This is a genomic window from Compostibacillus humi (genome assembly GCF_014637175.1).
Taxonomy (GTDB): Bacteria; Bacillota; Bacilli; order Bacillales; family Amphibacillaceae; genus Oceanobacillus; species Oceanobacillus humi.
Window position 1 is genome coordinate 25426 of sequence record NZ_BMEV01000019.1, and the last position, 25946, is coordinate 51371.

Genomic DNA, 25946 nt, shown 5'->3' on the forward strand with positions numbered 1-25946 from the left:
AGGGGGCTTTGGAAAAGAATTCGTTCTTTTTCGGGGCTCCTTTGTGTATTTTTATAATAAAAGCTTTTTCCTGCTCCAGCTATTTCTAGGATTGAAGCAGAATCACTTCCTGCTCAACAGAAATAACGGCAATCATTAATTTTTAAGGAGGGGACCATGAGTTACAAAATTGTGATAGTCGATGATGAGCCTATTACAAAGATGGATTTGACCGAACTTTTAGAGGAAGCTGGCTACGATGTTGTAGGACAGGCTTCTGACGGCTTTGAAGCAATCGATGTTTGCAAGGAGACAAATCCGGATTTAGTCATCATGGACATTAAAATGCCTGTGCTTGACGGTTTGAAGGCAAGCAAAAAGATAATGCACGATCGCCTTGCCGGAGGAATTCTATTGTTGACAGCCTTTTATGATGAAGATTACATCAATAAAGCAAAAGAAGTCGGGGCATTAGGCTACTTGGTGAAACCCCTTGATGAAAAATCTTTCATTCCAACCGTCGAAGTATGTATTTCAAGAGCAGAACAAATCCGGAATTTGGAGAAGCAGGTAGAAAAGGTGACAAAGAAGCTGGAAGACAGAAAAGTAATTGATATTGCCAAAGGCTTGCTCATGAAGGAAAAAAATCTCAATGAAGATGAAGCATACAAATTATTGCGCAAAATGAGCATGGACGGCCGTACGTCCATGGGGGAGATTGCGAGGACGATAGCCCTTGTATACGACTGAAAAGACGAAAATAGTAGAATTGTGCAGAAAACATACGGATCTGACCGAACGTGAAATCGAAATTATTGTAAAAAAAGCACATGCATTGGACGAACTGGCAGAAATTTTTGATTGTGATATTTTCATTGATGTGCCTTTAACGAACAGTACTGCTTCTCTTGTCGTATATCATGTGTTCCCTGTAACAAAAAAATCTTTATATAAACAGTCCCCGGTAGGACAGCCGGCACTGAAAATGAACGAGCCGGGGGTATGGAAAGTTTCCCGGTTTGGCGGCTCGCTAAAAGGCTATAAAGCCTTTACTCAGGAAAACGTATTTATCCGGCAAAATATCCACGCTATTACAGATGGCGACAAAATACTGGGAACTTATATTATGGAGCGAGCTTTCCATGAGGCAACCGATGAAGGGGAAAATGCGGAAGACGACTATATGACGATGACCGCCAAGTTAAATAATTACATCGATGATGCTATTTACTTTTTCGATAACTCGGGAAAATTGATTTTTCAAAACGATAAAGCAGACAGTTTTTCCAATAATATTTCCAGTGAAAATGTATATTATAATGAATTATTCGGCGAGCAAGTGCCCTATGAGGAACTGATATCCAATGAGGATGAAAATTTCCATACGGAAATCCAGCTGGATGATCGGTTTTATATGATGAAGCGGGTGCTGCTTAAGGATGACAAGCTGAAATTTGCGATTATATTAAGAGATATTACCCAACTGAAAGATAAAGAGGCGGAAATCATATCGAAAACAGAGGCCATACGCGAAACCCATCATCGCATTAAAAACAATTTGCAGACGATGGCATCTCTTCTAAGAATGGAAAGAAGAAGGACGGATAGCATCGAAGCAAAACATATTCTGACAGATAATATGAACCGGGTTTTATCCATTGCTGCTACCCATGATATTTTGGCGAGACAGCTTGGCGATAAAGTGGAATTAAGCGAAGTGCTCAAATTTATTGTCAATAATATTTACCGCAGCTATTCTCTGATGGACAATATTGAACTTACCATAGATGCCGAGGAATCGATCATTGTCCTCAGTGAGGTTGCCACGTCGGTTTCATTAATCGTCAATGAACTCGTGCAAAATTGCTACACCCACGCCTTTCCGGAACATCGGGAAGGAAAGATAAACGTTTCTATGAAAAAAGAAAAGGAAGAAGTTGTCATAACGGTAACAGACAATGGTGTCGGTTTCTCGGTTCATGAAGTGGAAGGAAACAGTCTAGGACTGTTTATTGTCAGAAATTACGTCAATGAAAAGCTGAAAGGAAAAATACAATTTAATAGAAAAAAGCAGGGAATGGAAATATCATTCCGGTTCAAAGAAGGCTTTTACAACGGTGTATAAGCCAATCCGAAAGCAAAGAAGCTTAAGGTATAACCGTGTCCAGGTTTTCCGGGCAATATGTGTACCTTAAGCTTTTTTGCTTTCTTTTGTATTTACGGCTGATGGGAGGTGAACCGTATGGCAGAAAAAATATTAAGCGTTGGGATTGATATTGGAACATCAACGACCCAATTAGTTTTTTCCTTGCTGACAATTGAAAATGTCGCTTCAGCATTTAACGTGCCGAGAATTATTATTACCGACAAAGAAGTGATTTATAAAAGCGACATCATCCACACCCCGCTTTTAGAAGAGACTAGGGTGAACCAGGAGCTTATTCAGCAGTTTGTAGAAAAAGAATATAAAAAAGCCGGGATTGAAAAGGAAAAAATTCAAACCGGTGCCGTCATCATTACCGGAGAAACAGCGAGAAAAGAAAATGCGGAGGAAGTATTGCAAGGGTTAAGCGGTTTTGCCGGGGACTTTGTCGTAGCAACAGCAGGTCCTGATTTGGAAAGTATTATCGCTGCAAAGGGGGCGGGAATACATACCTATGCGAAAGACCAATCGGTAAAAATAGTAAATTTCGATATCGGCGGCGGAACTAGCAATCTCGCGGTAATAGAAAGGGGAAACGTGACAGACACCGGGTGTTTGGATATCGGCGGAAGGCTCATCAAGATGAACAGGGACACGAAGAAAATCGAATATATTTCCCCAAAAATAAAAGATTTAATTAACGATTTCGGCTGGAATATTCAAATTGGCCAGACCGCATCCCGGGAACTGCTGCAGCCGGTAGTAGACAAAATGGTCGAATTGCTGGAAGAAAGTGCAGGAGTGAGGCCGGCGAGTCCGCAGCTGGAAAAAATTATCACCCATAAAGGAATCAGGGATATGGAAAATATTACCCATATTTCTTTTACCGGCGGTGTGGCGGAAGCAATTTACAAGCCTGCTGAAGGAGACGTGTTCCAATACGGGGACATTGGCATCATGCTCGGGGAAGCCATTAAAAATTCAGCATTGGCAAAACATTTCGTACTAGTTGAGCCGAAAGAGCTCATTCGGGCAACGGTAGTCGGAGCCGGATCCCACACAACGGAAATCAGCGGAAGTACAATTGCCTATTCTGAGGATTTATTCCCTATAAAAAACATACCTGTCATTAAAATCCGGGATGAAGATATGAAGGAACCGGGGGAATTTTCCAAGACGATTCGCGAGAAATTGCAATGGTATGAAGTAGAGAAAAACAAGCAGACAGTAGCGATTTCATTTACGGGCAATCAGCATGCAAGCTTCCAGGAAATTGTTTATATCGCTGAAGAAATTGCAGCAGGAACGGAGGAGTATGTCCGTTTAGGCTTGCCGCTAATCGTTATTACGGAAAAAGATATCGCGAAAGTACTCGGGCAGACATTATTTGCAAAATTGGGCCTGGAACAGCAGTTGATATGCATTGATAGTGTCTTTGTGGAAGATGGCGACTTTATCGATATCGGCCATCCCGTTGCCAATGGCAGTGTGCTGCCTGTAGTCATTAAAACGTTAGTATTTAACTGATTCCGAATCTCATTTCAAAGGGAGGGGAAACGTGTTGAAACTAAGCGTTACGTTATCCGGCAATACGTATCAGTTCACATCAATTAAGGAAGTACTGGCGAAAGCAAGCGAGGAAAAATCTGGAGATAAAATGGCGGGGATTCAGGCAGAATCTTCATTGGAAAGAATGGCTGCGAAGTTAATGCTAAGCGAGCTGCAGCTGAAGGACATTTATGAGAACCCGGTCATCCCTTATGAAACAGATGAAGTAACGCGTGTTATCTACGATGATATTAATCAATTTGTCTATAAGGAAATTTCCGGATGGACGGTAGGGGAATTAAGAAATTATATTTTATCCCATAAAACGACCGCCAGTGATTTGAAAAGACTTAGCAGAGGGCTGACGAGCGAAATGATTTCCGCCGTCACAAAGCTAATGTCCAGCATGGATTTAGTATATGCATCGCAAAAGATGCGCCATCAGGCCCATTGCAATACGACGATCGGAGAGCCCGGAAGACTTGCCTTCCGCATTCAGGCAAACCACCCGATTGATGATCCGGACGGAATTATTGCTTCTGTGAAAGAAGGATTATCCTATGGCTCCGGGGATGCGGTCATTGGGATTAACCCAAACAATGAAGATTTGGAATCCGTCAAGAAAATATTTCATATCACCTACGACCTGATGCAAAAATGGGAAATTCCAACCCAAAATAGTGTCCTTGCCCATGTGACGACACAAATGAAAGCGCTCCAAAGCGGTGCTCCTGTCGGGTTATTATTCCAAAGTTTGGCAGGTACCCAAAGGGCAAATGAAGACTTTGGCGTTTCCAAAGGCCAGGTTTAGCAACGGCAAAAAGCATCAGTGCATACATGATCTATCGGCCAAATGAGCATTCGGTGGAAGCAGACCGGACTGTATATTCCAATATTCATAATAATGGCGTACCCCCGGCAGAAGCAGGAGCCCATTTAGCCGATACGATTGCAGAAATGCTGAAATACAAAATGAGCGGAGTGAAATTCGCTCGGCGTCATGAATCATAGACAGTTTTTATTATCGAGAGGAGGCTAATTATGAAATTACGTACAACTTTATTTGGAAGGACTTACCAATTCCATTCCATCAATGAAGTGATGGCAAAAGCGAATGAGGAAAAATCGGGAGATATTATGGCTGGCATTGCAGCGGAATCCGCCGAAGAAAGGGTGGCTGCAAAAGTTGTTTTATCCAACTTGACGCTGGAGGATTTGCGCAACAATCCTGCAATTCCTTACGAAGAAGATGAAGTAACGAGGATTATCCAGGATAACGTGAACGAAAAGATTTATAACGAAATAAAAAACTGGACCGTCCAGGAGTTGAGAGAGAAAATCCTTGCCACGGAAACGACGGGCAATGAAATAAGAAGGATTTCCCGGGGATTGACTTCAGAAATGGTAGCGGCGGTTACAAAACTGATGTCTAACTTGGATTTAATATTAGGAGCCAAAAAAATTACCGTCACCGCCCATTGCAATACAACGATTGGTCTGGAAGGAACATTGTCAACCCGCTTGCAGCCGAACCATCCAACCGATGATGATGACGGAATCGTCGCTTCCATATTGGAGGGACTGTCCTATGGAGCGGGCGATGCGGTTATCGGTCTGAACCCGGTTGACGATACAGTGGAAAGTGTTATTCGCATGTTCCATACACTAAGCGAAGTGAAAAACAAATACAAGATTCCAACCCAAACGAGCGTGCTAGCTCATGTCACAACCCAAATGGAAGCGATCAAACAAGGGGCACCTGCCGATTTAATTTTCCAGTCCATTGCCGGTTCAGAAAAAGGAAATACCGCCTTTGGCATCAGCGGGGATTTGATTGCTGAAGCTAGAGAGCTGGCTCTAAAAGAAGGAACGGCATCAGGTCCGAATGTAATGTATTTTGAAACTGGCCAAGGTGCAGAGCTTTCATCGAATGCACATCACGGTGTGGATCAGCTGACGCTGGAAGCCCGATGCTACGGGTTTGCGAAAAAATTCGAACCGTATCTCGTCAACACTGTGGTCGGATTTATCGGTCCTGAGTATTTGTATGATGCAAAGCAAGTAATCCGGGCCGGACTGGAAGACCACTTTATGGGCAAACTGACAGGCATTTCCATGGGAGTCGACGTTTGCTACACAAACCACATGAAGGCAGACCAGGATGATATGGAAAACTTAGGTGTTCTTTTAACACAAGCGGGGGTAAATTTCCTGATTACCGTGCCGCATGCGGATGATGTCATGTTAAATTACCAGAGCCTCGGGTATCATGAAGCACAGTCATTGCGGGAACTTGGCAATTTGCGTCCGATTAAAGAATTTGAAGAATGGCTGATGGAAAGAGGAATTTTGGATGAGAAGGGCAGGCTGACGAAAAAAGCAGGTGACGCCTCAATATTTTTAGGGTAGGAGGATGCGGAATGGTAAATGAAAAAGAATTAAAAACGATGATTGAAAATATTATTCATGAAATGTTAGGGAACAAGTCCAATGCTGCGGAGTCAAATTCAACCCCTGTCTCCGATTCTGATGGCATTTCCGATGATGCTTTGCCGGATATTACAAAAATAGAAATAAGAAAGGAATTGCTCGTGCCTGAACCGCTAAATCAGGAAGCATATATGGAGATGAAAGACAGTACGCCGGCAAGAATCGGGGTTTGGCGGGCGGGACCGCGGTATAAAACTTCTACGTCCCTCCGTTTTAAAGCCGATCATGCAGCGGCACAGGATGCGGTGTTCTCTTACGTAGATGAAGAATTTATAAAAAGAAATAATCTTTTCCCGACCATTACGCTCTGCAAGGACAAGGACGAATATATTACCCGCCCGGATTTAGGAAGACAATTTTCGGAGGAAGAGAAGGAAAGAATTAAAAAACAATGCGGCTCACCGACGGTGCAAATCATGGTAGGAGACGGATTGAGCTCTGCTGCAATTGAAGCAAATATGGAAGATACCCTTCCTGCCATTAAACAAGGGTTAAAAGTGTATGGCATTGATACCGGTGTTGACTTGTTTGTGAAGCATTGCCGTGTGCGAGCGATGGACGTTGTCGGCGAGCTGACGAATGCAGACGTCGTATGTCTTTTAATTGGCGAAAGACCGGGACTTGTAACTGCCGAATCAATGAGTGCCTATATAGCTTACAAGCCGACGGTGGACATGCCGGAAGCAAGACGGTCGGTAGTGTCAAATATTCATCAGGGAGGCACACCTCCAGTGGAAGCCGGGGCCCACATTGCTGAACTGATTAAAAAGATGATTGACAAGAAAGCTTCCGGACTGGATTTAAATTTAGCGTAACAGACTTGTCCGCAGGAAATATTGATAATTGGAGGAATGGGGATGAAACACGATCGAATTTATGGTCAAGTACTCGGTGTAAAGCTTATTCCGAATGTCAGTCCAGATTTGGCTAAACAGTTTAAGCTGTCTCAGGATCAAAGGAGTTTGGGAATTATTACCGGAGATGTGGATGACATTGTCTACACTGCATTGGACGAGGCGACGAAAAAGGCAGATGTGGAAGTTGTCTACGCCCAATCGATGTATGCAGGAGCAGATAATGCAACAACGAAGCTGGCGGGAGAAGTAATTGGCGTATTGGCTGGCCAAAATCCGGATGAGGTGAAGAGCGGTCTCGATGCCGCCATTAGCTATATTGAAAACGATGCCTATTTCGTCAGTGCCAATGATGATAATTCTATCAATTATTTCGCCCATTTAATTTCGAGGACTGGTTCGTTCCTTTCGAAACAGGCAAATATTCGCGAAGGAGAAGCGCTGGCCTATTTGATTGCTCCGCCGATAGAAGCAATCTATGCCCTGGATGCTGCCTTGAAAGCGGCGGATGTAAGGATGGCAGAATTTTTTGGCCCGCCATCGGAAACGAACTATGGAGGAGCACTGCTTACAGGAAGCCAGTCTGCCTGTAAAGCTGCCTGTGACGCGTTTGCTGACGCGGTAAATTATGTTGCTGATAATCCAAAAGGATACTAGGTGACGATGATGGATGCACTTGGCTTAATCGAAAACAGAAGCTATCTCAGTTCCATCGTGGCAGCAGATACCGCCTTAAAGGCAGCCAATGTAACACTGATTGATTTGGAGATTATTAGAGGAGGCTATGTCACCGTAAAACTGATTGGGGATGTGGGGGCGGTAAAGGCTGCTGTAGAAGCAGCAAAAGACGCTGCAGAATCCTTTGGAGCATTAATATCTGCCCATGTTATCCCGAGAATGCACGAAGAAACGGCGAAGTTAATTGAGAAACAAAAAGGCCGCCCTGCTGCCTCCCCGGAAGGGGCCAAGCCAACTGCCAAACAGGAAAAAGAGGAGACTGGGGAACAGGCAAAAACTGAAGCAGTACAGGAAGAGAGCCCGTCCCCAGCAGCAACAGAAAGGAACGAAGAAAACGGACAGGAGAAACTGACGCGTGAACAATTGGAAAAACTGACGGTAGTAAAATTGCGTCAGCTTGTCCGGGAGAGAAAAGCAATGGAAAGTGCGACACAAATTAATACAGCCAAAAAAGCAGAATTGATTCATAGTCTATTAGAAAAAATGGAAAAAAAGGAATAAGTTTTCTGCATGCTAAAGGCATGAATTAAATCATAGATTAATATAAACAATTTTAAGGAGGAGTTTTTCATGGCAAATACGAATGCACTTGGAATGGTAGAAACAAAGGGGCTCGTAGGAGCAATTGAAGCCGCGGATGCGATGGTAAAAGCGGCAAACGTTACGCTGATCGGCAAGGAACAAATTGGCGCCGGATTAGTAACTGTACTTGTCAGCGGAGACGTGGGAGCAGTGAAAGCAGCAACGGACGCTGGAGCAGCTGCTGCAGACCGGGTCGGCGAGCTCGTTTCTGTCCATGTTATTCCTCGTCCGCATAACGAAGTGGCTGCAATTCTTCCAAAACAGGAAAAAGCAGAATAAAAGGTTTGCTTTAATGCTTGAAATAAGATAGGGGGGATTGTCTTCTATCTTATTTCAAGCAAATGCACTTAAATATGCAGACGCGTTAAAACCGGAAATAAGACAAGCAGCGTGTTTTACGCGTAAAGGAAGTGAACATATGGCTGTACTTACGGAAAGCGTATTAAGAAGCCAATATTTTAAAAATCAAGCAAATAAATCGGTAATTAAACTTCCTAAAGATACGATTCTAACCCCGGCTGCAAAAAGCTATTTAAAGGAAAAGAAAATAACGGTTGAATATATTAGCGAGACCAATCAGGCAGAAAACAAAAGGGAAAAGTTATCGGGATCAAAACGTGAGGAAAAATCCTCGCCGCAGTTTCGCATTATCCAAGGCGGATTTCTGAACGAAAAGCCGGTCCATATGACTTCCCTCCATGGTAACCTGCTTGTTCCGAAAACTCATAAACGAATTATTTTTCGAGGAAAACTGGACTCGCTCGAAGCTAAAATTATCGAAGCCCAATGGATGCTGGCAGAAAAGAATTTGGACAAACTGGCGGAAGATTTGTCCGTCATCCTCGATTCGGTCCGCACAATTAAACGGTCCGAAATGGAGGGGGAAAAACTGGAAACTTTTTCCCTATTCCAAATGGATGAAAAGGAAATCCAGAAAAAGGCTAGGCATCCGGAAAAATATTTTGGCAAAGACGATGTTGAACCTGAATACCGGATGGGGATAGGGATTGTTCTATTAAATACAATCCGGGCGTTAATCAGAGAAACGGAAGTTGCTGCCTGTCAGGCATGGACAGACGAGGATGGAAGTGCAGAACGGGAAGAGCTGATTTCCGCCTTAAATAGTTTGTCATCCCTATGTAAAGTAATGATGTTCAAAGTGGATTCCGGATATTACAAGACAGAGAAGGAGGGAAAGAAGTGATGCAGCTTTCGGCTGAAACGATTGCAAAAGCCGTAAGAAAAGTGATGCTGGAAGAATCCCTCGTCGAGGTGGAAGCATCGGGCCGGCACGTCCATTTAAGCAGGGAAGCAATCGATTACCTATTTGGGAAAGGTTATCAGCTCACAAAGGATAAAGAGCTTTCTCAGCCGGGGCAATTTGCCTGCAAAGAAAGAATTACGATTGCAGGGCCGAAAGGGAAACTGGAGAATGTCGTAATATTAGGGCCGGAACGGAAAGAATGCCAAGCAGAAATTTCCATGACTGATGCAGTCACGTTAGGCTTAAAAGTCCCGGTCAGGGAAAGCGGCGATATTGACGGAACGCCGGGTATTACTTTAATTCATCAGGACCGAAAATTGCAGCTGGAAAAAGGACTAATCGTAGCAAAGCGCCATATCCACGTTTCACCAGAAGATGCGTTGAAATTAAATGTAAAAAACAAAGAAATCGTACAAGTAAAAGTGTTTGGCGAACGGTCGCTTATTTTTGACGATGTCGTCATTCGTGTACATCCAAATTTTCGGACACGCATGCATATCGATTATGACGAAGCAAATGCGTGCGGCTTTCAAAATGGAGCTTTAGGGAAAATCATTAAAAAAGGACGAAGTGTCCATGACATCTCCGAGCCTAAGGTAAGGAATGCGGCAGTTTCCGATAGGGAAGAGGCAACGGAGGACAAAGCAGAGCTGCATCAAAAACTGATTACAGAAAATGATTTGCAAAAATTATACTTGCAAAAAGTGAAAAAGATACGGATTCCTGCTTCCAGCATTATTACACCGCTTGCTGCCGATTATGTGAGACAGCACCAGCTGGAAATCGAACGGTTTAAGGAGAAGAGAAAATGATTATTGGAGAAGTTGTCGGGTCGGTATGGGCGACACGCAAAGACGAAAGACTGAACGGATTGAAGCTGCTAGTCGTAAAACCAACATATGCAAAAGATATGAGCTCTTCCTTCGTGGCTGCTGATTTGGCAAGCGCGGGAGTCGGAGATACGGTTCTCGTCACGAAAGGAAGCAGTGCGAGGTCCGCCTTCGGAAAAGAGAGGATTCCAATTGATTCCGTCATCGTCGGTGTCGTTGATTCAATCGATTTAGCAGAGTCATAGAAACTTAGTTCCTATTCACTGCAGACAAGGAGGAGAAGAGATGGGGATTAATGAGATTGTAATTTACCTTATGGTCATTTTTATGGTTGTCGGTGCAATCGATAAAATCTTTAAAAATAAGCTGAAGCTTGGGGATAAATTTGATGAAGGCTTGATGGCAATGGGTTCCCTAGCCCTCGCCATGGTCGGAATTATTGTCATGGCACCAATTCTGGCAAAAGTACTTAGTCCGATTGTCGTTCCCGTATATACTGCTCTCGGTGCAGATCCGGCGATGTTTGCGGGAAGTTTGCTCGCCATTGATATGGGCGGATTGCCGCTGGCACAGGAAATGGCATTAACGGAAGATGCGGCCATGTTTTCCGGCATTATTTTAGGTGCGATGATGGGGGCGACCATCGTATTTTCTATTCCTGTATCACTCGGAATCATTCGGAAGGAAGATCAAAGCTATCTTGCAACAGGAATGCTGGCCGGTTTTATCTCGATTCCTGCGGGGGGAATCGTAGGCGGTTTAGTGGCAGGATATTCCTTTATGATGGTCATTACAAACTTAATTCCAATCTTTATTTTAGCTGCACTGATTATCTTGGGGCTGTGGAAAATTCCGCAGCAAATGATTAAAGGCTTTACGATTTTTGGCTACGGGGTAGTCATTGTTGCTACTGCAGGTCTTGCCATCGGCATTATCGATGTGCTTACTGGCATAACGATTATCCCGGGAATCGGTTCGCTGGAGGAAGGTATTCAAATCGTCGGCAGCATTGCCATTGTTTTGGCAGGAGCTTTCGTCATGGTCGAAGTAATTACCCGGGTTTTCAAGAAGCCGCTAATGCGGGTCGGCAAGATGCTCGGAATGAATGATGTATCCGCAGCGGGAATGGTTGCAACTTTGGCCAATAATATTGCCATGTTTAATTTGATGAAGGACATGGATAATCGCGGAAAAATCATTAACGTCGCATTTTCTGTACCGGCTGCTTTTATGCTGGGTGACCACCTCGGTTTTGCTGCTGGGGTAGCACGGGATATGATTTTCCCGATGATTGCCGGAAAAGCTGCTGGCGGAATCGTCGCTATTATAATCGCCATCGTAATTTCGAATATTATTTTAGGAAAACAAGTGGAAAGTACGGAAGAGAAAAAGGCTTCCGCTAATTAGAATGGAGCCTTAAAACACCTTTGTTTGTATTGCCGGAGTATTCATAGAAGATGACTCAACCTGCAGGAGGAGAAGAAAGAGGGAAAGCAAATGGAAGAAGGTAAAGAAAAAAAGCGATTTATCCAGGAATTTGTTCCCGGAAAACAGGTAACATTAAGCCACCTAATTGCCAACCCGGATAAGGATATGTTTGATAAGCTTGGAATCCAGCAGGCGGGAGCCCTCGGAATCCTGACATTGACCCCAAGTGAAACGGTCATTATTGCAGGAGACCGGGCAACGAAATCGGCAAATGTGGAAATCGGATTTTTGGACCGTTTTACCGGCAGTCTCGTTATTGTCGGCAGTGTATCCGAAGTTGAAACTGCGTTAAAAGAAATTAATAATTTTCTGAAAGAGGTACTTGCCTTTACTCCGGCAATAATTACAAAATCCTAACGGAAAGGCGGGCTGCCAGTGCAAAGGCAAAATCGGGCGATGATTATTGGCGGGATCGATGCAGGAAAAACGACGCTAACCGATGCACTGCTGAAAAGACAGCGAAAGCGAAAAAAAATAAAAACCCAATCTTTGATCTATGATGACTGGATTGTAGATACCCCGGGGGAATATACAGAAAACCCCCTCTATTACCGGAATCTTATGGCAACTTCGCTGGAGATTACCCACGTCCTGTTTATTCAGGATGCGACAAACCGAAAGTCAATATTTGCTCCGGGGTTTAGTTCCGGCATAAACAAACTGTCCATCGGCGTTGTCACAAAGGCAGATGCCGAGCAGGCGGACATCGATCATGCCATTCATCTGCTGAAGAAGGCGTTGGTCAGAGGTCCCATCGTTATCACTTCTGCTTATACAGGGCGCGGTCTGAGCGAAATTGCTGATTTGATGAAGCTAAATTCCATGAATGAGATGAAAAAGTATACGGAATCGAGCGAATCCGAGGATATTATTTATCACGACATTATGCAATCATAGTATGTATCCCCGTATTCTCTATAAAGTTTGGAGGTGCGGAAATTGGATAAGGACATTGTAGAAAAAGTAACCCGACTTGTCATCGAAGCTCTGGAAGAAATGAAGGAAAAAGAGGGGAGTCCAAAGGAACAGGGAGTGAAAATTTGGCCCCACGAAACACCATTGCCTAAGCCGATTGTTTTATCGGGGGCAAAGGCAGAGGATCCGGGAATAAGGAATCAAATTATTACAATTTCTCCTTATGTATGACATACGAGACAGAACGTTAGAAAGGAGCATGCCAATTTGAATTTCGATAAAGATTTGCAAGCCATTCAAGAGATGCGTAATGCGGTGCAGAGGGCGAAGGAAGCACAGGAAAAATTGATGGCTTTTTCCCAGGAGAAAATTGATTCCATCGTAGAAGCAGTGGCGATTGCCGCATATAACCATTCGAAAAAATTAGCGAAAATGGCTGTGGAAGAAACGGGCATGGGTGTCGTGGAACATAAAGTTTTGAAAAACCAAGTCGGTTCCATGGATGTTTTTCATTCCATCAAGGGTGAAAAAACAATCGGAGTAATTCACGAAGATAAAGTAAATAAAGTAAAGGATATTGCATATCCTTACGGTGTTATCGCAGCAATTATTCCGACGACAAACCCGACATCAACGGCGATGTTTAAAACGTTAATTGCCCTGAAGGCAGGAAACGGAATCGTTGTTAGCCCCCATCCGCGGGCGAAGCGCTGTACAGTAGAGACTTTGAAAATTTGCAGCAAGGCAGCCGTTGAAGCAGGTGCTCCGGAAGGGATTATCGGCTGGATAACTGAACCGAGCTTGGAAGCAACGAATCAGCTTATGAAACATCGTGACGTAAACTTGATTCTGGCTACAGGCGGCAGCGGTCTGGTGAAAGCTGCCTACAGTTCCGGCAAACCGGCATACGGTGTAGGTCCTGGAAATGTGCCGGTATATATAGAAAAAACCGCCAATGTAAAAAACGCGGTAAAAATGATTGTTGACAGCAAAACCTTTGACAATGGAACGATTTGCGCGACGGAACAATCAATTGTTGTCGATCAGAGCATAAAACAATCCGTCATCAACGAGCTGAAAAATAACGGTGCTTATTTCCTTAACGAGGAAGAGAAAAAGAAAATGGAAGCAATTATCTCTCCCGGAAAAGGAGTAATCAACCCTGAGATTGTCGGTCAGCCGGCGGCAAAAATTGCAGAAATGGCCGGTGTATCTGTGCCTTCAAACACTCGACTGCTTATAGCGGAAGAGGACCGAGTCGGAAAAGAAGTGCCGTTTTCCTTGGAAAAGTTAGCGCCTATCTTTGCCTTATATACGGCAAATACGCAGGAAGAAGCACTAGACCGGTGCCAAGAACTTCTTAACCTTGGCGGAAGAGGCCACACCTATTCCCTCCATACCAATGATGATAAGGTGGTCGACAAATTTGGCAAAGCAATGCCGGTGTCCCGAGTTCTCGTAAATACCCTCTCATCGATTGGTTCAGTAGGAGCAACCACCGCCCTCATCCCTTCCATGACGTTGGGGTGCGGAGCGTATGGAGGCAATATTAGTTCCGACAATATTACAGCCCGTCATTTATATAACGTGAAAAAAATAGCCTATGGCATTAAAAATGTCCAAGTTCCTCAGCCGGGAAATGCGGCTGAGGATAACGACACCATCGAAAACAGGGTAAAAGAAGCAATTATCGACTCCAACAGAAGTGATTCAATAAGTATGGATAAAATCGAACAGATTGTAAAACAGGTTCTGAAAGAATATCAAAATCAGTAAAGGGAGGAATGGGAAATGGCGAATGTAAATGGAGCATTAGGAATGGTAGAAACAAAAGGTTTAGTAGGAGCCATTGAAGCTGCGGATGCCATGGTGAAAGCAGCAAATGTGAAACTGATCGGCAAGGAACAAATCGGTGCCGGATTAGTAACCGTACTCGTCAGCGGGGATGTCGGTGCCGTGAAAGCCGCGACCGACGCGGGAAGTGAAGCTGCAAAACGGGTTGGCGAGTTAGTATCGGTACACGTAATACCACGTCCGCATCAAGAATTAGGAAGCATTCTGCCTTAATCGGCTTTTGTTGGGGATAGCAGTTTGCTATCCCTCTTTCACCCACGTATACAATCCTATTTCAAGAGAGGAAAGGATGGAGGCAGCCAGTGACAACATTCAAACGGAGAAAATTTGCCGTCATCGGAGCCGGGTTTACCGGTGCGACAACCGCATTTCTGCTTGCGCAAAAGGAAATGGGAGACGTTGTCTTAGTGGATATCCCTGAGCAAACGAATCCGACGAAAGGAAAAGCCCTCGATATGCTGGAATCCGGTCCGGTATTAAAATTTAACGGAAATGTAACCGGAACTTCCGACTATGCAGATATTAAAGATGCCGATATGGTGATCATTACGGCAGGCATGCCAAGAAAACCGGGAATGAGCCGGGACGACTTAGTGAACACTAATGCGAAAATCATGATGGAAGTTTCCAGGAAAATTGCAAAATATGCGCCGGACAGCTACATCCTCGTATTAAGCAATCCGGTCGATGCCATGACGTATACTTGCTTCAAAACGACCGGTTTTCCAAAAAATCGGGTTATCGGCCAATCGGGCGTTTTGGATACAGCAAGATTTAACACCTTTATCGCCCAAGAATTAAACGTGGCGGTAGAAGATGTTACCGGTTTTGTACTTGGCGGCCATGGGGACAGTATGGTGCCCTTAATCCGATATTCCAATGTTGGCGGAATACCAGTGAGCCAGCTGCTCCCGGAAGAAAAAATTGCGGCCATTGTAGAGCGGACCCGAAAAGGAGGAGGAGAAATTGTCAACCTTCTCGGCAATGGCAGCGCATATTATGCCCCTGCAGCTTCTTTAGTGGAAATGGTCGAGGCAATTGTCTATGACAAGAGAAAAATCCTTCCGTCGATCGCCTATTTAGAAGGGGAGTACGGATATAAAGATATTTATTTGGGAGTGCCGACGATTCTCGGAGCGAGAGGCATCGAAAGTGTCATCGAACTTCCGTTAACAGCGGAGGAAAAACAGCAGCTGGATCGATCAGCGGAAGATGTCCGCAAAGTAATCCGCATGCTTCCGGTATAATAACCGCAATTCTAATGTTGGAAATAAAATTATTTCTATGCTTTTAGGAAGGATACGGTATAATAGAATCATGGAAAACAGAATACATAGGAATCAGGTGTCTAGTTTACTAGACATAATTGGGAAGTTGGTGAAATTCCAACGCGGTCCCGCCACTGTGATTGGGAGTAAACTGCGAATGCCACTGTACGAAAGTATGGGAAGGTGCAGTTTTACGATGACCATAAGCCAGGATACCAGCCTGATTCCGTTGCACCAAACCTACGAGGATAGGCAGGGGTGTGGTCTCTTTATGCAATCATGCTTTTATGATTAAGTGTGTAAAGAATCGCCAGCATCCTCACATTCCTTTGTGGGGGTGCTTTTTCATTGGGTTCACAATTAAAGGAGGAAAAAAGATGAAGAAATGGTATACCGTATTCATTTTGCTAGTATTCGTATTGATTGCGTTAGCAGGCTGCGGTGAATCAAAAACAGATAGCAGTCCGGGTCAGGAAGACGAGCCGGAAGTTACCGAGGAAGCAGGAAATAGCAGTTTTCCGGTAACGATTACCGATGCGCTTGAGGAAGAAGTGGTCGTGGAAGAAAAACCGGAAAGAATTGTTTCCCTCGTTCCCGGCAATACGGAAATCGCCTTTGCATTAGGATTAGGTGATTTCATTGTAGGCGTAAGCGACCACGACAATTATCCGGAGGAAGTTTTTGAGATAGAGAAGGTCGGCGGAATGGAGTTTGACATCGAAAAGATAATTGCGCTTGAGCCGGACATTGTACTAGCCCATGAATCGAGTGCCCTTAACTCCATAGAAGGACTCGAGCAGATAAAAAATAGCGGAATCGCTGTACTTGTCGTCAATGAAGCAAACAGTTTTGATGACGTTTACCATTCGATTGAACTGATCGGGAAAGCGACTGGTACTGAGGAGCAGGCTGCAACGATCATCGGAACGATGCAAAATGAAGTGGAAAAAATAAAGGAACAGGCAGCACAAGTAAGTGAAAAGAAATCCGTCTTGTTTGAAATCTCTCCAGCGCCGGAGATTTATGCTGCCGGAAAAAACACGTTCATGGATGAAATGCTCTCCATTATTAATGCTGATAATGCTGCAGGGGATTTGGAAGGCTGGCCAAAATTGGATGAAGAAGTCATCCTTGAATATAATCCGGATGTTATTGTGACGACATATGGTTTTTACGTTGATCATGCAATTGAAGATGTGAAAGCACGGGAAGGCTGGCAAGATGTGACAGCAATTAAAAATGGCGAAGTATATGACGTCCATTCCGATCTGCTGAGCCGTCCAGGACCAAGGCTGATTGACGGAGTAAAGGAACTGGCACAAGCCGTTTATCCGGATGTATTTAACGAATAAACGCAGTGAAGATTCTAGGCAGCTATTTCTAAAGTGTAAGAGCTTCCCCGCTAGATTAATAGAAACAGAGTCCTCTTATGGAATATATACGAATTGGGAAAGGACGAAATAGCAGTAATGATTCATCCGAACATGTTGAAAATAACGGAAAAACATATTGTACTCCAATCACCCGTTAAGCTGAAAACATTATCCTCTGGGGTTGTCGGGCCAGGGTTTGGCTCGCATCACATCTTTGTAAACCGGCATGTAGACAAAAACTATCAATGCACCAATCACCGGGAGGACATGGAGCGGTACTTAGAGGAAAACGGCTTTCAACCGAAAGAATCCGTCGGCATGATGACGGCGGTAAAGCTGGAAGATGTCGCGTACACCTGGCTGGAGGAGCAGGACATGTCCCTGTTAATCGTCGTTACTGCAGGAACAGGCAATGCAGTAGATGCTGCAAATAGCGAGAATCATTCTTCGGAGTTTCAGCCGGGAACGATCAATACGTGGATTTTCGTCAATGGCACGTTAAGCGAGGAAGCCTTCGTCCAAAGCATCGTAACAGCAACAGAAGCAAAAGTTCGCGCCCTAGAGAGCCTGGAGGTAAAGGACCCAATAACGGGAACTTCAGCAACCGGAACTTCGACAGACAGTATTTTAGTGGGAGCCACCCAACAGGGAACAAATTTGGAGTATGCAGGAACGATTACTCCGTTAGGAAAATTAATCAGCAAGGGCGTATATACTTGTACCCGGGAAGCGGTCGAGAAATCTTTAAAAAGGAAAATGCACTGATGGAACATCATATGCTGGCAATTTTATTAGCGGTTGTTATTGATTTTATGATCGGCGATCCGCCAACATGGCCCCATCCGGTACGGTGGATAGGGAGCGGGATAGGATATTTGGAAAAAAGGCTGAATCAAGGAAAGCATCGGAAAGCTAAAGGATTTTTTATGGTATTGCTGATCATCAGCATCACTTTCCTCACAACGCTGATGCTTGTTTCGGTTTTTTATCAGCTCCATCCGGTACTAGGAATTGTTGCTGAAGGAATAATCATTGCTTCTGCCATAGCCCAAAAGGGATTGAAAGATGCAGCCCTGGCAATCTATCATCCGTTACGAAAAGGAGACATGAAGAAAGCTAGGGAGAAGCTATCCTATATCGTCGGAAGGGATACGGAACATTTGGATGAAAAAGAAATTGTCAGAGGAACGGTGGAAACGGTGGCAGAAAATACGAGTGACGGCGTCACCGCCCCGTTATTTTGGGCGCTAATTGGCGGAGCGCCACTAGCCATGGTATACCGGGCGATAAATACGTGTGACTCCATGGTCGGATATAAAAATGAAAAGTACCGGGAATTTGGCTGGGCATCGGCCAGATTGGATGACCTGGCTAATTGGATACCGAGCCGGTTGACGGCATGTTTAATCGTAATCGGAAACAAGCCGGAAGTGATGAATTGGAAAAAGGCATGGAAATTATTTTTTCGGGATGCGAGAAATCATCCCAGTCCTAATAGCGGCTGGCTCGAATCGGCGGTAGCTGCCATTTTAGGAGTTCAGCTTGGAGGAATTAATTATTATCAGGGGCAAATTTCTGAACGGGCGAAAATAGGGGAGCCTGTCGTCCCGTTAAATAAAGAACATATTGTAAAAACGAACAACATTCTTTTTCGGACTACGTTACTATTTTTGCTCGTTTTAATGATGGGAGGTTGGCTGTATGAACTGGCCGCAGCATGGTTCGAATCCGCAATACATATATAAAGAAGCCGGAATTCCGATGCCGGAATATATAGTCGATTTTAGCGCCAATATAAACCCCCTCGGTCCGCCTGCCTTCGTCCAAGAAAGGTGGGGTGAGTTTTATCGTGGCATTAGCGATTACCCGGATCCCTTCGCAATGAATTTAAAAAGGCAAATTGCGAAACAGGTGAATGTTCTTAAGGAGTCCATATTCATTGGGAATGGCGGAGCGGAAATTATTTTCTTATTAGGAAGATTTCTCTCAGGTAAAAAGGTGCTGATTATCCAGCCGGCCTTTTCCGAATATGAAAAGGCATGTCGCGCCAATGGCTGTGAGATTTTTTACTTCCAATTGGAAGAACCGGATTGGCTATTAAATACAGAAAAGATAGCCGAGAAACTGGAAGAAGTGGATGCGGTATTTCTTTGCAATCCAAACAATCCGACGGGCGTATGCTTCCCTTATTCCCAAATCGTCGAGCTATTGGAGCATTGTCAGCAAAAGAGGACGTATCTTATTATCGATGAAGCCTTTTATGATTTTTTGGAGGAAGACTCTTCTCTTCCTTCTCTAGTGGACAAGTATCGTTATTTAATTGTTCTCCGCTCCATGACGAAAATGTTCGCCATCCCGGGCTTGCGGCTCGGATATATGCTGGCAAATAAGGAAATCGTCCAGAAGGTTGCTGCTTTTCAGCCCCACTGGAGTGTCAATGCCATTGCTTTGCACGTTGGGGAAGGATGTTTGGAAAATCATCACTTCGTCAAGGAATCGAAACGTTTTATTCGTGAAGAACGGGAAAGATTATTTGCTTTTTTTGAGCAAAATAGATTCACCGTTTCTCCGTCTGCAGTAAATTTTTATTTGCTGCGGGATCCGGAAGTGCAAGAACAGAAGACTTTGTTCACTTTTCTGTTAAAACGGGGAATTGTACCGAGGCATACGTATAATTTCCCAGGGTTGGATGGAAGATGGCTGCGGTTTGCTATTAAAGGAAGCGAGGAAAATGACCGGCTGATGGAGGTGCTCACCGAATGGCGCCAGCAGAAATAATTTTTGTCACCGGCGGAGTGCGCAGCGGAAAAAGCTCCTTTGCTGAACACCTCGCCAAAGCGAAAGCATTAGAAATCGGCGGTAAGCTCCACTATATTGCTGCGGGAATGCCGACCGACGAGGAAATGAAAGAACGGATTCAAAAACATCAATGGGACAGACAAAAAAGCGGATACCGCTGGCAGACATGGGAACAGCCGACGAATATTGCAACATTGGCACCTTTCTTTTCCGAAAAAGATGTTATTCTTTTAGATTGCTTAACGACTCTGCTGACGAATGAACTCTTTTCGGCTAAAGAAAATGCGGATGAGAAGGAATTATACAACCGGATACTGACGGGCATCGGGAAAATAGCAAAAAGCAGCCATCAACTCGTGATTGTGAGCAACGAAGTATTGTTAGATTCTTTCCCTGACAGTGCATTGGTCTGGAAGTATTGCCGGCTTATCGGAAAGCTGCACCAGAAAATTGTAAGCATCTCTGCTCAAGCATATGCAGTGGAAGCAGGAATTCCGCTGTTAAAGAAGGGAGCGGCATCATGAAAAGTTTGATGATTCAAGGGACCGGGTCTGATGTCGGGAAAAGCCTTGTTGCTGTCGGACTTTGCCGACTGTTTGCCAACGAAGGAGCAAAAGTGACCCCTTTTAAATCCCAAAATATGACGGCGGATGTATATGAAACTCTTAATGGAAAAATAATCGCCCAATCCCAAGGGATGCAGGCGGAAGCGGCAAAAGTTGAGGCAACAGTATGGATGAATCCGATTCTTTTAAAACCAGGAGAAAATATGGAAACCGAAGTTATTTTCTTTGGGGAAAAGGAGGGGGAGTTGTCCGGTTTCGAGTATCGGGATAAGTTTTACCAAACCGGGCTTGAGGCGATTAAAACTTCTTTGCAGCAATTAAGGAAAGATTTCGATGTAGTTGTAATCGAAGGTGCAGGGAGTCCCGCAGAAGTCAATTTAAAAGACCGGGAACTGGTCAATATGAAGGTGGCGGAAATAGCCGATGCTCCTGTCCTCCTCGTCGCAGATATTGAACGGGGTGGTGTCTTCGCCAGCATTATCGGCACATTGCAGCTGCTTGCACCAGAGGAAAGAAATAGAGTAAAAGGGATTGTAATCAATAAATTTCGCGGTGACGTGAAGTTTTTCCGGGACGGCATTCAATGGCTGGAAGAAAATACAGGCATTCCAGTAATGGGAGTCCTGCCTGTGCTTGAATATATGGAGGCGGGCAGAATTTTTCGTGAAGATCAATATGACCGGCTGGCAGACGATATGAAACGTTTCTTAGATTGGGAAAAAATTAAAGCCATCACCGATGAATGGAGCAAGGAAACATGAAGACCATCCAAGGATTTCTCATAGCCGTACAATTTTTAACGGCCATCCCGATTTACAAAAATTTACCAATGGACAGGGAATATATTGAAAGAAGCATTCGCACTTTTCCCCTGCTCGGATTCGTGCAAGGAATCTTGTATAGCAGTTTCTTGTTCTGTCTCGTGGAATGGATACCCTTTTCTCCGCTTGCTGCGGCTTTCCTGCTTTGGCTGTTTATGATTGTTTTGACAGGCGGAATTCATCTGGACGGATGGATGGATGGTAGTGATGCGTATTTTTCCTATCAGCAGAAAGAAAAACGCCTGGAAGTAATGAAAGACCCGAGAATCGGGGCCTTCGGAGTGCTGTCGGTCATCGTATTGCTAAGTTCCCGGTTTCTATTTATCTATGAAATTACAGCGTCGATACATTTCTATTCTTTTATTCTTATTCTGCTAATCCCGTTTTTAGGAAAGAGTGTGATGGGCATGGTGCTGTTAAACGTGCCAGCAGCCAAAAAAGATGGGCTGGCAGCCTTTTTTCAAGATGCCAGCAATGATCGAACTTGGAAAGTATTTCCGCTTTATTTGATTGTGCTGATTGGGATTAGTTTAATGCTCGGGAAAATGACGGTGCTTCTCTTCCTCATCTTCATTGCCGTTGCCATTGGCTGTTATTATTTTATTCGCAGGAAAACCGTGAAATGGTTTGGCGGGATTACCGGAGATATTCTTGGCGCTGCTGCAGAAGGGACGGAAAATATACTATGGATGACATTGTGGCTGTTACATTATTTCGTCATGGTCTGACGGAGGAAAATAAACGCAAGGCGTATTTAGGATGGAATGATTCGCCTTTATGTCAGGAAGAAGCGAAAGCCTTGTCCTTCTATTCCTTTCCGCACCAATCTTATGACTTGTTTGTATCCAGCGATTTGAACCGCTCTCTGTCTACCTTGGAACTATTATTCGGGGAAACTGCCCCAATCGTGCTTTCGGAATTGCGGGAGATGAATTTTGGCATATTTGAAGGAAAAACATATGCCGAATTAAAAAATGTTAATGAATACGAGCAGTGGCTGCGTAACTATTTTACGTACGCTCCGCCCCAAGGGGAATCCTTCCAGAAATTTGCCGAAAGGGTGGATCAGGGCTGGGAAAAGATAAAGGAATTTGTGTTGCAGCAAGGGTATCAGCGGCCGTTTATCATGACCCATGGCGGGGTTATCCGCTATCTTCTCAACAAATATTCAAACGAAGAAAAGGAGTTTTGGGATTGGGAAGTTCCCCATAGTGCCGGGTGGATCCTGAAATTCACCAGGGAAGGTTTAAGGAGGGGTGAGCGTTGCATTTCGTTACAGGCGGTTACTTTAACGGAAAACGGAATTGGGTAAAAGAAAATTATACTGCGGATCAATGGATTTCAGCCTACAACAATGCGGCTTTAATTGAAGATGATAGCTTATTTTCCGGTTCAACCGTCGTTCTGGAAGGGCTGGAACAATGGACAAAGAATCTTTCGGAAAAAATGGTGCTGGATGAAGCACGAGTATATCTGTCCCGGATTTTCGACAGGTGGCTTCAGTGGGAAAAGGAGGATGCCTGCCGCCGGCTAATCATTATCGGTACGGATATTACTAAAGGAATTGTGCCGATGGAAAAAGCGGACAGAAATTGGCGGGACTTGACTGGCTGGGTGTATCAGGATTTAGTTACCAGATGCAGTCGTGTGGACATTATCTGGTACGGATTACCGCAAACAATAAAAGGAGGAGATAACAAATGAACGTGCGAAAAATAAGTTTATTGGCTTTGTTTATTGCGTTAAGTGTTGTTGGAGCAGCAATTAAAATTCCTGCAATTATTGGAAGCATTGCCTTAGATGCGTTCCCGGCGTTGCTTGCTGCCGCCTTTTTTGGTGCAGGACCGGGCGCGATTGTAGGCGGTCTCGGACATCTTGTTTCTGCCGTAATCGGTGGAATGTCCATGGGTCCGCTGCATTTTCTCGTTGCTCTTGAAATGGCCTTGCTTTGTGCCATTTTCGCTATTTTTTATAAGCGAGGAAAAAGGATGTTGGCGGGAATTATTTTCCTGGTCGGAAATGCATTTATTGCTCCGCTGCCGTTTATTTTAATTTTTGATGTTGCATTTTTCTTAGCGATCGTTCCTTCTTTATTCATCGGTTCTCTTTTAAATACGGTTATTGCACTTGTCACCATCCCGCGCCTGCAGTCGATTTTTCAGGGAGCTTATTTTAAAGCGGAGGCAAAGGGATGAGAAATGCCCTAATTATCCCATTAGGCGAGGAGGAACTCGTGATTACCAGTGACAACAGCGGCGGCATCGGCCAAAAAGAACAGGATCTTGTGAAAGTATCCTACGATGTTGTGGGCTATCATTCTTTCCGGGTAGCGGTAATGGAATGTATGGCTGCCGGCGCACAGCTCATTACCGTCGTCCTGCAAAACTTTTGCGGGAACGAAGCGTGGAATTCGCTGATGGAGGGTGTTCAGAAAGGCTTGAAAGAACTGGATATTGACATTCCGATTACCGGGAGTACGGAGACTAATTTTTCCTTGTCTCAATCGGCCGTTGGGATAAATATTATTGGGAAAAAGCCTGTTCAGGAAAGCCGGCCTTTGGGCGACTGGAAAAACATGCAGATCGCCCTTATCGGACTGCCTTTAGTCGGAGAAGAGGTGATGACCCAGAGCGATCAGGTTGCTCCGCTAGCCCTGTTTAAAAAGATTTGTGAAATGGACCAAGTTGTCGTCTGGCCGGTCGGATCCAAAGGCGTGCTCCATGAATTGGAGCGGATGGTGCCTGGCAGGGGGAAGAGAATAAACTCGGTGGAAATTGATATTTATAAATCCGGCGGACCATCGACTTCTTTTCTAGTTGCGTATCCTGAGGAACAGGAACAGACAATAAAAGCTATCTCAGGAAACTATTTTCATAAGCTATAGAGGTGGAAAGGTGCTAAATTTATTTTTTGTCAGACACGGGGAAACGGAATGGAATGTGGAACGCCGGCTGCAGGGAAGGCTAGATTCGAAGTTAACTTCCAAGGGAATTCACGACGCCAGATTGCTCGCGAAAAGATTAGCAACTACTGAATTTGAGGCAGTTATTTCCAGCCCGAGCAACAGAGCAGTTCACACCGCAAAAATACTGACAGAAAACCGTTCGTTGTCAATCGTAACAGATGAAAGACTAATGGAAATACACCTGGGACATTGGCAGGGCAAAACGATTGATGAAATTCAAACAATCGATTCAAAGAAATACGATTGTTACGTAAACCATCCGCATCAATATAAGAGAGATGATGGTGGGGAGGATTTTCTTGATGTAAAGGATAGACTGGAAGAATTCCTGGCAAGTGTGGAAGAAAAGCATGATTCGGGCAATGTTCTCATTGTTACCCATGGTGTTGTCGTTAAAGTGCTGCAACTGATTTGTAAAAATCTCCCCCTAAATCGGCTATGGGACCCGCCGGAAATAGACGGGACAAGCTTAACGATTGTTCAGTCAAGTCAAGGGGAACGGAAGCTGATCATGGAAGGGGACGTGGCACATAAGCGGGTTTCTGTTGGTTAGGAATGTATAGGAATATATAGATAATATGAGGCCTGTTTCCAATGTAGTGGGACAGGCATATTTTGTATTAAAGAGATCAGATTGAGGTATATCCGATAATTTTAGATGAATAAAAGTTTGATATATCATATGCTGGACATTAATCTTCAACTTTGATTTAAAAGATTTTTTCTTCAAATTTACCGCGTGTTGCAGCCTTTTCTTTCTTTATTTCTTCTATTTGATCTAAGGAAATCCCATGCACTTTTGCTTTGTTGTGTGTCGACTAGAAATCTTCCAAAGTATAGTATTAATTACACTAATTCTGGGATTGTATGTAGAGAAGAAACAATAGATTTTAAAATATGTTATAAAAGGTGAAAATCAAATAGCGGATGACGAGAGTATGGATAAATAGACGGATTAAAGAGTGATAGACGAAATAAGTCTCACATATCACTAAATATTAAGTAAAAATACGGAGAAAACTGTTATAATTAGTATAAAAATAGGCACTAGCATTGCATAAATATAGTTGGAATATTCCGTAAATAATTTTCTCATAAATTAAGCCAAAAAGTCAAAGTCCAACTAAAGGTGGCTTTATCCATTTTTTGAAAATTATATACAGTTCATCCAAAAGGGACAACGACATTTGCCTTTGTTATGGAACGGCTTTTTTCTCAAACCTTCGCAGCCAAATGTAAGCTGGCTTCCATAATGCTGCCTTTAACCAGCGGCTAATTCGAAGCAGCGACTTTTTACTTTTTGTTTCTAATTGAATCAGTACATGTAAACAGTAGGTGATGAGTGCGATGTAAATATGATTTTGTAACGCCGTCTTACTCATTCCGTAAAAATGTTTGATTTCCACGTGCTGTTTCAGCCATTTAAAGAACAACTCGATTGCCCAGCGGGAGCGGTAAATATCACTGAT

At 44.0% G+C, this 25946-nt stretch carries 31 protein-coding genes, 2 pseudogenes and 1 riboswitch; of the genes and pseudogenes, 32 read left to right on the top strand and 1 reads right to left on the bottom strand.

The features are described 5' to 3' along the window. Nucleotides 1-156 precede the first annotated feature (156 nt). The 32 genes and pseudogenes from IEV18_RS06645 (at nt 157) to IEV18_RS06800 (ending at nt 25030) form a co-directional block, all read left to right on the top strand. Nucleotides 157-729 carry an ANTAR domain-containing response regulator gene (locus tag IEV18_RS06645; protein WP_188391608.1) on the top strand — a complete coding sequence of 191 codons (573 nt, stop codon included), beginning with the start codon at nt 157-159 and terminating at the stop codon, nt 727-729. Then, nucleotides 716-2104, top strand: a complete 1389-nt coding sequence (locus IEV18_RS06650; RefSeq protein ID WP_188391609.1) for a histidine kinase N-terminal domain-containing protein — start codon at nt 716-718, stop codon at nt 2102-2104. Before IEV18_RS06645 ends, IEV18_RS06650 begins: the two co-directional genes overlap by 14 nt. Nucleotides 2105-2221: 117 nt before the next feature. Then, nucleotides 2222-3649 carry an ethanolamine ammonia-lyase reactivating factor EutA gene (eutA, locus tag IEV18_RS06655; RefSeq protein WP_188391610.1) on the top strand — a complete coding sequence of 476 codons (1428 nt, stop codon included), beginning with the start codon at nt 2222-2224 and terminating at the stop codon, nt 3647-3649. A 34-nt stretch (nt 3650-3683) separates the two neighbouring features. Next, nucleotides 3684-4469 (top strand): annotated as a pseudogene (gene eutB, locus IEV18_RS06660) (ethanolamine ammonia-lyase subunit EutB); the annotation flags it as partial. Between the two features lie 38 nt (nt 4470-4507). Next, the gene (locus IEV18_RS06665; RefSeq protein WP_188391611.1) at nt 4508-4681 is read left to right on the top strand and encodes an ethanolamine ammonia-lyase light chain EutC; all 174 of its coding nucleotides are present in this window, start codon (nt 4508-4510) and stop codon (nt 4679-4681) included. A 30-nt stretch (nt 4682-4711) separates the two neighbouring features. Continuing rightward, the gene (locus tag IEV18_RS06670) at nt 4712-6079 is read left to right on the top strand and encodes an ethanolamine ammonia-lyase subunit EutB (protein WP_188391612.1); all 1368 of its coding nucleotides are present in this window, start codon (nt 4712-4714) and stop codon (nt 6077-6079) included. Nucleotides 6080-6090: 11 nt separating this feature from the next. After that, the gene (gene eutC, locus IEV18_RS06675; RefSeq protein ID WP_188391613.1) at nt 6091-6975 is read left to right on the top strand and encodes an ethanolamine ammonia-lyase subunit EutC; all 885 of its coding nucleotides are present in this window, start codon (nt 6091-6093) and stop codon (nt 6973-6975) included. 42 nt (nt 6976-7017) lie between these two features. Further along, nucleotides 7018-7671, top strand: coding sequence for an ethanolamine utilization microcompartment protein EutL (gene eutL, locus IEV18_RS06680; protein WP_188391614.1), 654 nt, complete (start codon nt 7018-7020; stop codon nt 7669-7671). Nucleotides 7672-7680: 9 nt separating this feature from the next. Next, complete coding sequence (locus IEV18_RS17520) at nt 7681-8253, top strand: BMC domain-containing protein (protein ID WP_308421551.1); 573 nt, start codon at nt 7681-7683, stop codon at nt 8251-8253. A 69-nt stretch (nt 8254-8322) separates the two neighbouring features. Next, complete coding sequence (locus IEV18_RS06690) at nt 8323-8613, top strand: BMC domain-containing protein (RefSeq protein WP_188391615.1); 291 nt, start codon at nt 8323-8325, stop codon at nt 8611-8613. 139 nt (nt 8614-8752) lie between these two features. Next, entirely contained in the window at nt 8753-9538 is a 786-nt protein-coding gene (locus IEV18_RS06695; protein ID WP_188391616.1) for a cobalamin adenosyltransferase family protein, read from the top strand. Continuing rightward, nucleotides 9538-10170: pseudogene (gene eutD / locus IEV18_RS06700) on the top strand (ethanolamine utilization phosphate acetyltransferase EutD); the annotation flags it as partial. The gene IEV18_RS06695 and the pseudogene eutD, both read left to right, overlap by 1 nt. A gap of 236 nt (nt 10171-10406) precedes the next feature. Next, nucleotides 10407-10673 (top strand): EutN/CcmL family microcompartment protein, encoded by a 267-nt coding sequence (locus IEV18_RS06705; protein WP_188391617.1) that lies wholly within the window; start codon nt 10407-10409, stop codon nt 10671-10673. Nucleotides 10674-10713: 40 nt separating this feature from the next. Beyond that, the gene (eutH, locus tag IEV18_RS06710; protein WP_188391618.1) at nt 10714-11835 is read left to right on the top strand and encodes an ethanolamine utilization protein EutH; all 1122 of its coding nucleotides are present in this window, start codon (nt 10714-10716) and stop codon (nt 11833-11835) included. 90 nt (nt 11836-11925) lie between these two features. Next, a complete protein-coding gene (gene eutS, locus IEV18_RS06715; protein ID WP_188391619.1) occupies nt 11926-12273 on the top strand; it encodes an ethanolamine utilization microcompartment protein EutS in 348 nt (115 codons plus the stop codon). A gap of 18 nt (nt 12274-12291) precedes the next feature. Next, nucleotides 12292-12813, top strand: a complete 522-nt coding sequence (locus IEV18_RS06720) for a EutP/PduV family microcompartment system protein (protein WP_229733569.1) — start codon at nt 12292-12294, stop codon at nt 12811-12813. 42 nt (nt 12814-12855) lie between these two features. Then, a complete protein-coding gene (locus IEV18_RS06725) occupies nt 12856-13062 on the top strand; it encodes a hypothetical protein (RefSeq protein ID WP_188391620.1) in 207 nt (68 codons plus the stop codon). Nucleotides 13063-13098: 36 nt separating this feature from the next. Next, nucleotides 13099-14607 (top strand): acetaldehyde dehydrogenase (acetylating), encoded by a 1509-nt coding sequence (locus IEV18_RS06730; protein ID WP_188391621.1) that lies wholly within the window; start codon nt 13099-13101, stop codon nt 14605-14607. Nucleotides 14608-14622: 15 nt separating this feature from the next. Continuing rightward, on the top strand, nt 14623-14898 hold the full coding sequence (locus IEV18_RS06735) for a BMC domain-containing protein (protein WP_188391622.1): 276 nt from the start codon (nt 14623-14625) through the stop codon (nt 14896-14898). An 89-nt stretch (nt 14899-14987) separates the two neighbouring features. Further along, nucleotides 14988-15932, top strand: a complete 945-nt coding sequence (gene mdh, locus IEV18_RS06740) for a malate dehydrogenase (RefSeq protein ID WP_188391623.1) — start codon at nt 14988-14990, stop codon at nt 15930-15932. A gap of 78 nt (nt 15933-16010) precedes the next feature. Further along, a riboswitch (cobalamin riboswitch) is annotated at nt 16011-16191 on the top strand. A gap of 139 nt (nt 16192-16330) precedes the next feature. After that, entirely contained in the window at nt 16331-17305 is a 975-nt protein-coding gene (locus IEV18_RS06745; RefSeq protein ID WP_188391624.1) for an ABC transporter substrate-binding protein, read from the top strand. Between the two features lie 93 nt (nt 17306-17398). Beyond that, complete coding sequence (locus tag IEV18_RS06750; protein WP_229733570.1) at nt 17399-18091, top strand: adenosylcobinamide amidohydrolase; 693 nt, start codon at nt 17399-17401, stop codon at nt 18089-18091. Further along, nucleotides 18091-19071 (top strand): adenosylcobinamide-phosphate synthase CbiB, encoded by a 981-nt coding sequence (cbiB, locus tag IEV18_RS06755; protein WP_308421552.1) that lies wholly within the window; start codon nt 18091-18093, stop codon nt 19069-19071. The genes IEV18_RS06750 and cbiB overlap by 1 nt, the downstream gene beginning before the upstream one ends. Then, nucleotides 19028-20104: a threonine-phosphate decarboxylase CobD gene (cobD, locus tag IEV18_RS06760; protein ID WP_188391625.1), complete on the top strand. Its 1077-nt coding sequence runs from the start codon at nt 19028-19030 to the stop codon at nt 20102-20104. The genes cbiB and cobD overlap by 44 nt, the downstream gene beginning before the upstream one ends. Further along, complete coding sequence (locus IEV18_RS06765) at nt 20086-20649, top strand: bifunctional adenosylcobinamide kinase/adenosylcobinamide-phosphate guanylyltransferase (RefSeq protein WP_229733571.1); 564 nt, start codon at nt 20086-20088, stop codon at nt 20647-20649. The genes cobD and IEV18_RS06765 overlap by 19 nt, the downstream gene beginning before the upstream one ends. Beyond that, complete coding sequence (locus IEV18_RS06770) at nt 20646-21452, top strand: cobyric acid synthase (protein WP_188391626.1); 807 nt, start codon at nt 20646-20648, stop codon at nt 21450-21452. The genes IEV18_RS06765 and IEV18_RS06770 overlap by 4 nt, the downstream gene beginning before the upstream one ends. Then, nucleotides 21449-22240 carry an adenosylcobinamide-GDP ribazoletransferase gene (gene cobS / locus IEV18_RS06775; protein ID WP_188391627.1) on the top strand — a complete coding sequence of 264 codons (792 nt, stop codon included), beginning with the start codon at nt 21449-21451 and terminating at the stop codon, nt 22238-22240. Before IEV18_RS06770 ends, cobS begins: the two co-directional genes overlap by 4 nt. Continuing rightward, nucleotides 22210-22824, top strand: a complete 615-nt coding sequence (locus IEV18_RS06780) for a histidine phosphatase family protein (protein WP_229733572.1) — start codon at nt 22210-22212, stop codon at nt 22822-22824. Before cobS ends, IEV18_RS06780 begins: the two co-directional genes overlap by 31 nt. Further along, a complete protein-coding gene (locus IEV18_RS06785; RefSeq protein WP_188391629.1) occupies nt 22776-23216 on the top strand; it encodes a bifunctional adenosylcobinamide kinase/adenosylcobinamide-phosphate guanylyltransferase in 441 nt (146 codons plus the stop codon). The genes IEV18_RS06780 and IEV18_RS06785 overlap by 49 nt, the downstream gene beginning before the upstream one ends. Beyond that, on the top strand, nt 23213-23707 hold the full coding sequence (locus IEV18_RS06790; RefSeq protein ID WP_188391630.1) for an ECF transporter S component: 495 nt from the start codon (nt 23213-23215) through the stop codon (nt 23705-23707). Before IEV18_RS06785 ends, IEV18_RS06790 begins: the two co-directional genes overlap by 4 nt. Further along, nucleotides 23704-24396 (top strand): AIR synthase family protein, encoded by a 693-nt coding sequence (locus IEV18_RS06795; protein ID WP_188391631.1) that lies wholly within the window; start codon nt 23704-23706, stop codon nt 24394-24396. The genes IEV18_RS06790 and IEV18_RS06795 overlap by 4 nt, the downstream gene beginning before the upstream one ends. Before the next feature lie 10 nt (nt 24397-24406). Continuing rightward, entirely contained in the window at nt 24407-25030 is a 624-nt protein-coding gene (locus IEV18_RS06800) for a histidine phosphatase family protein (RefSeq protein ID WP_188391632.1), read from the top strand. Nucleotides 25031-25673: 643 nt separating this feature from the next. On the opposite strand, the gene IEV18_RS06805 is transcribed toward IEV18_RS06800, so the two are convergent. Continuing rightward, nucleotides 25674-25946, bottom strand: a 273-nt coding sequence (locus tag IEV18_RS06805; protein ID WP_188391633.1) for a transposase, incomplete at its 5' end; no start/stop codon positions are given.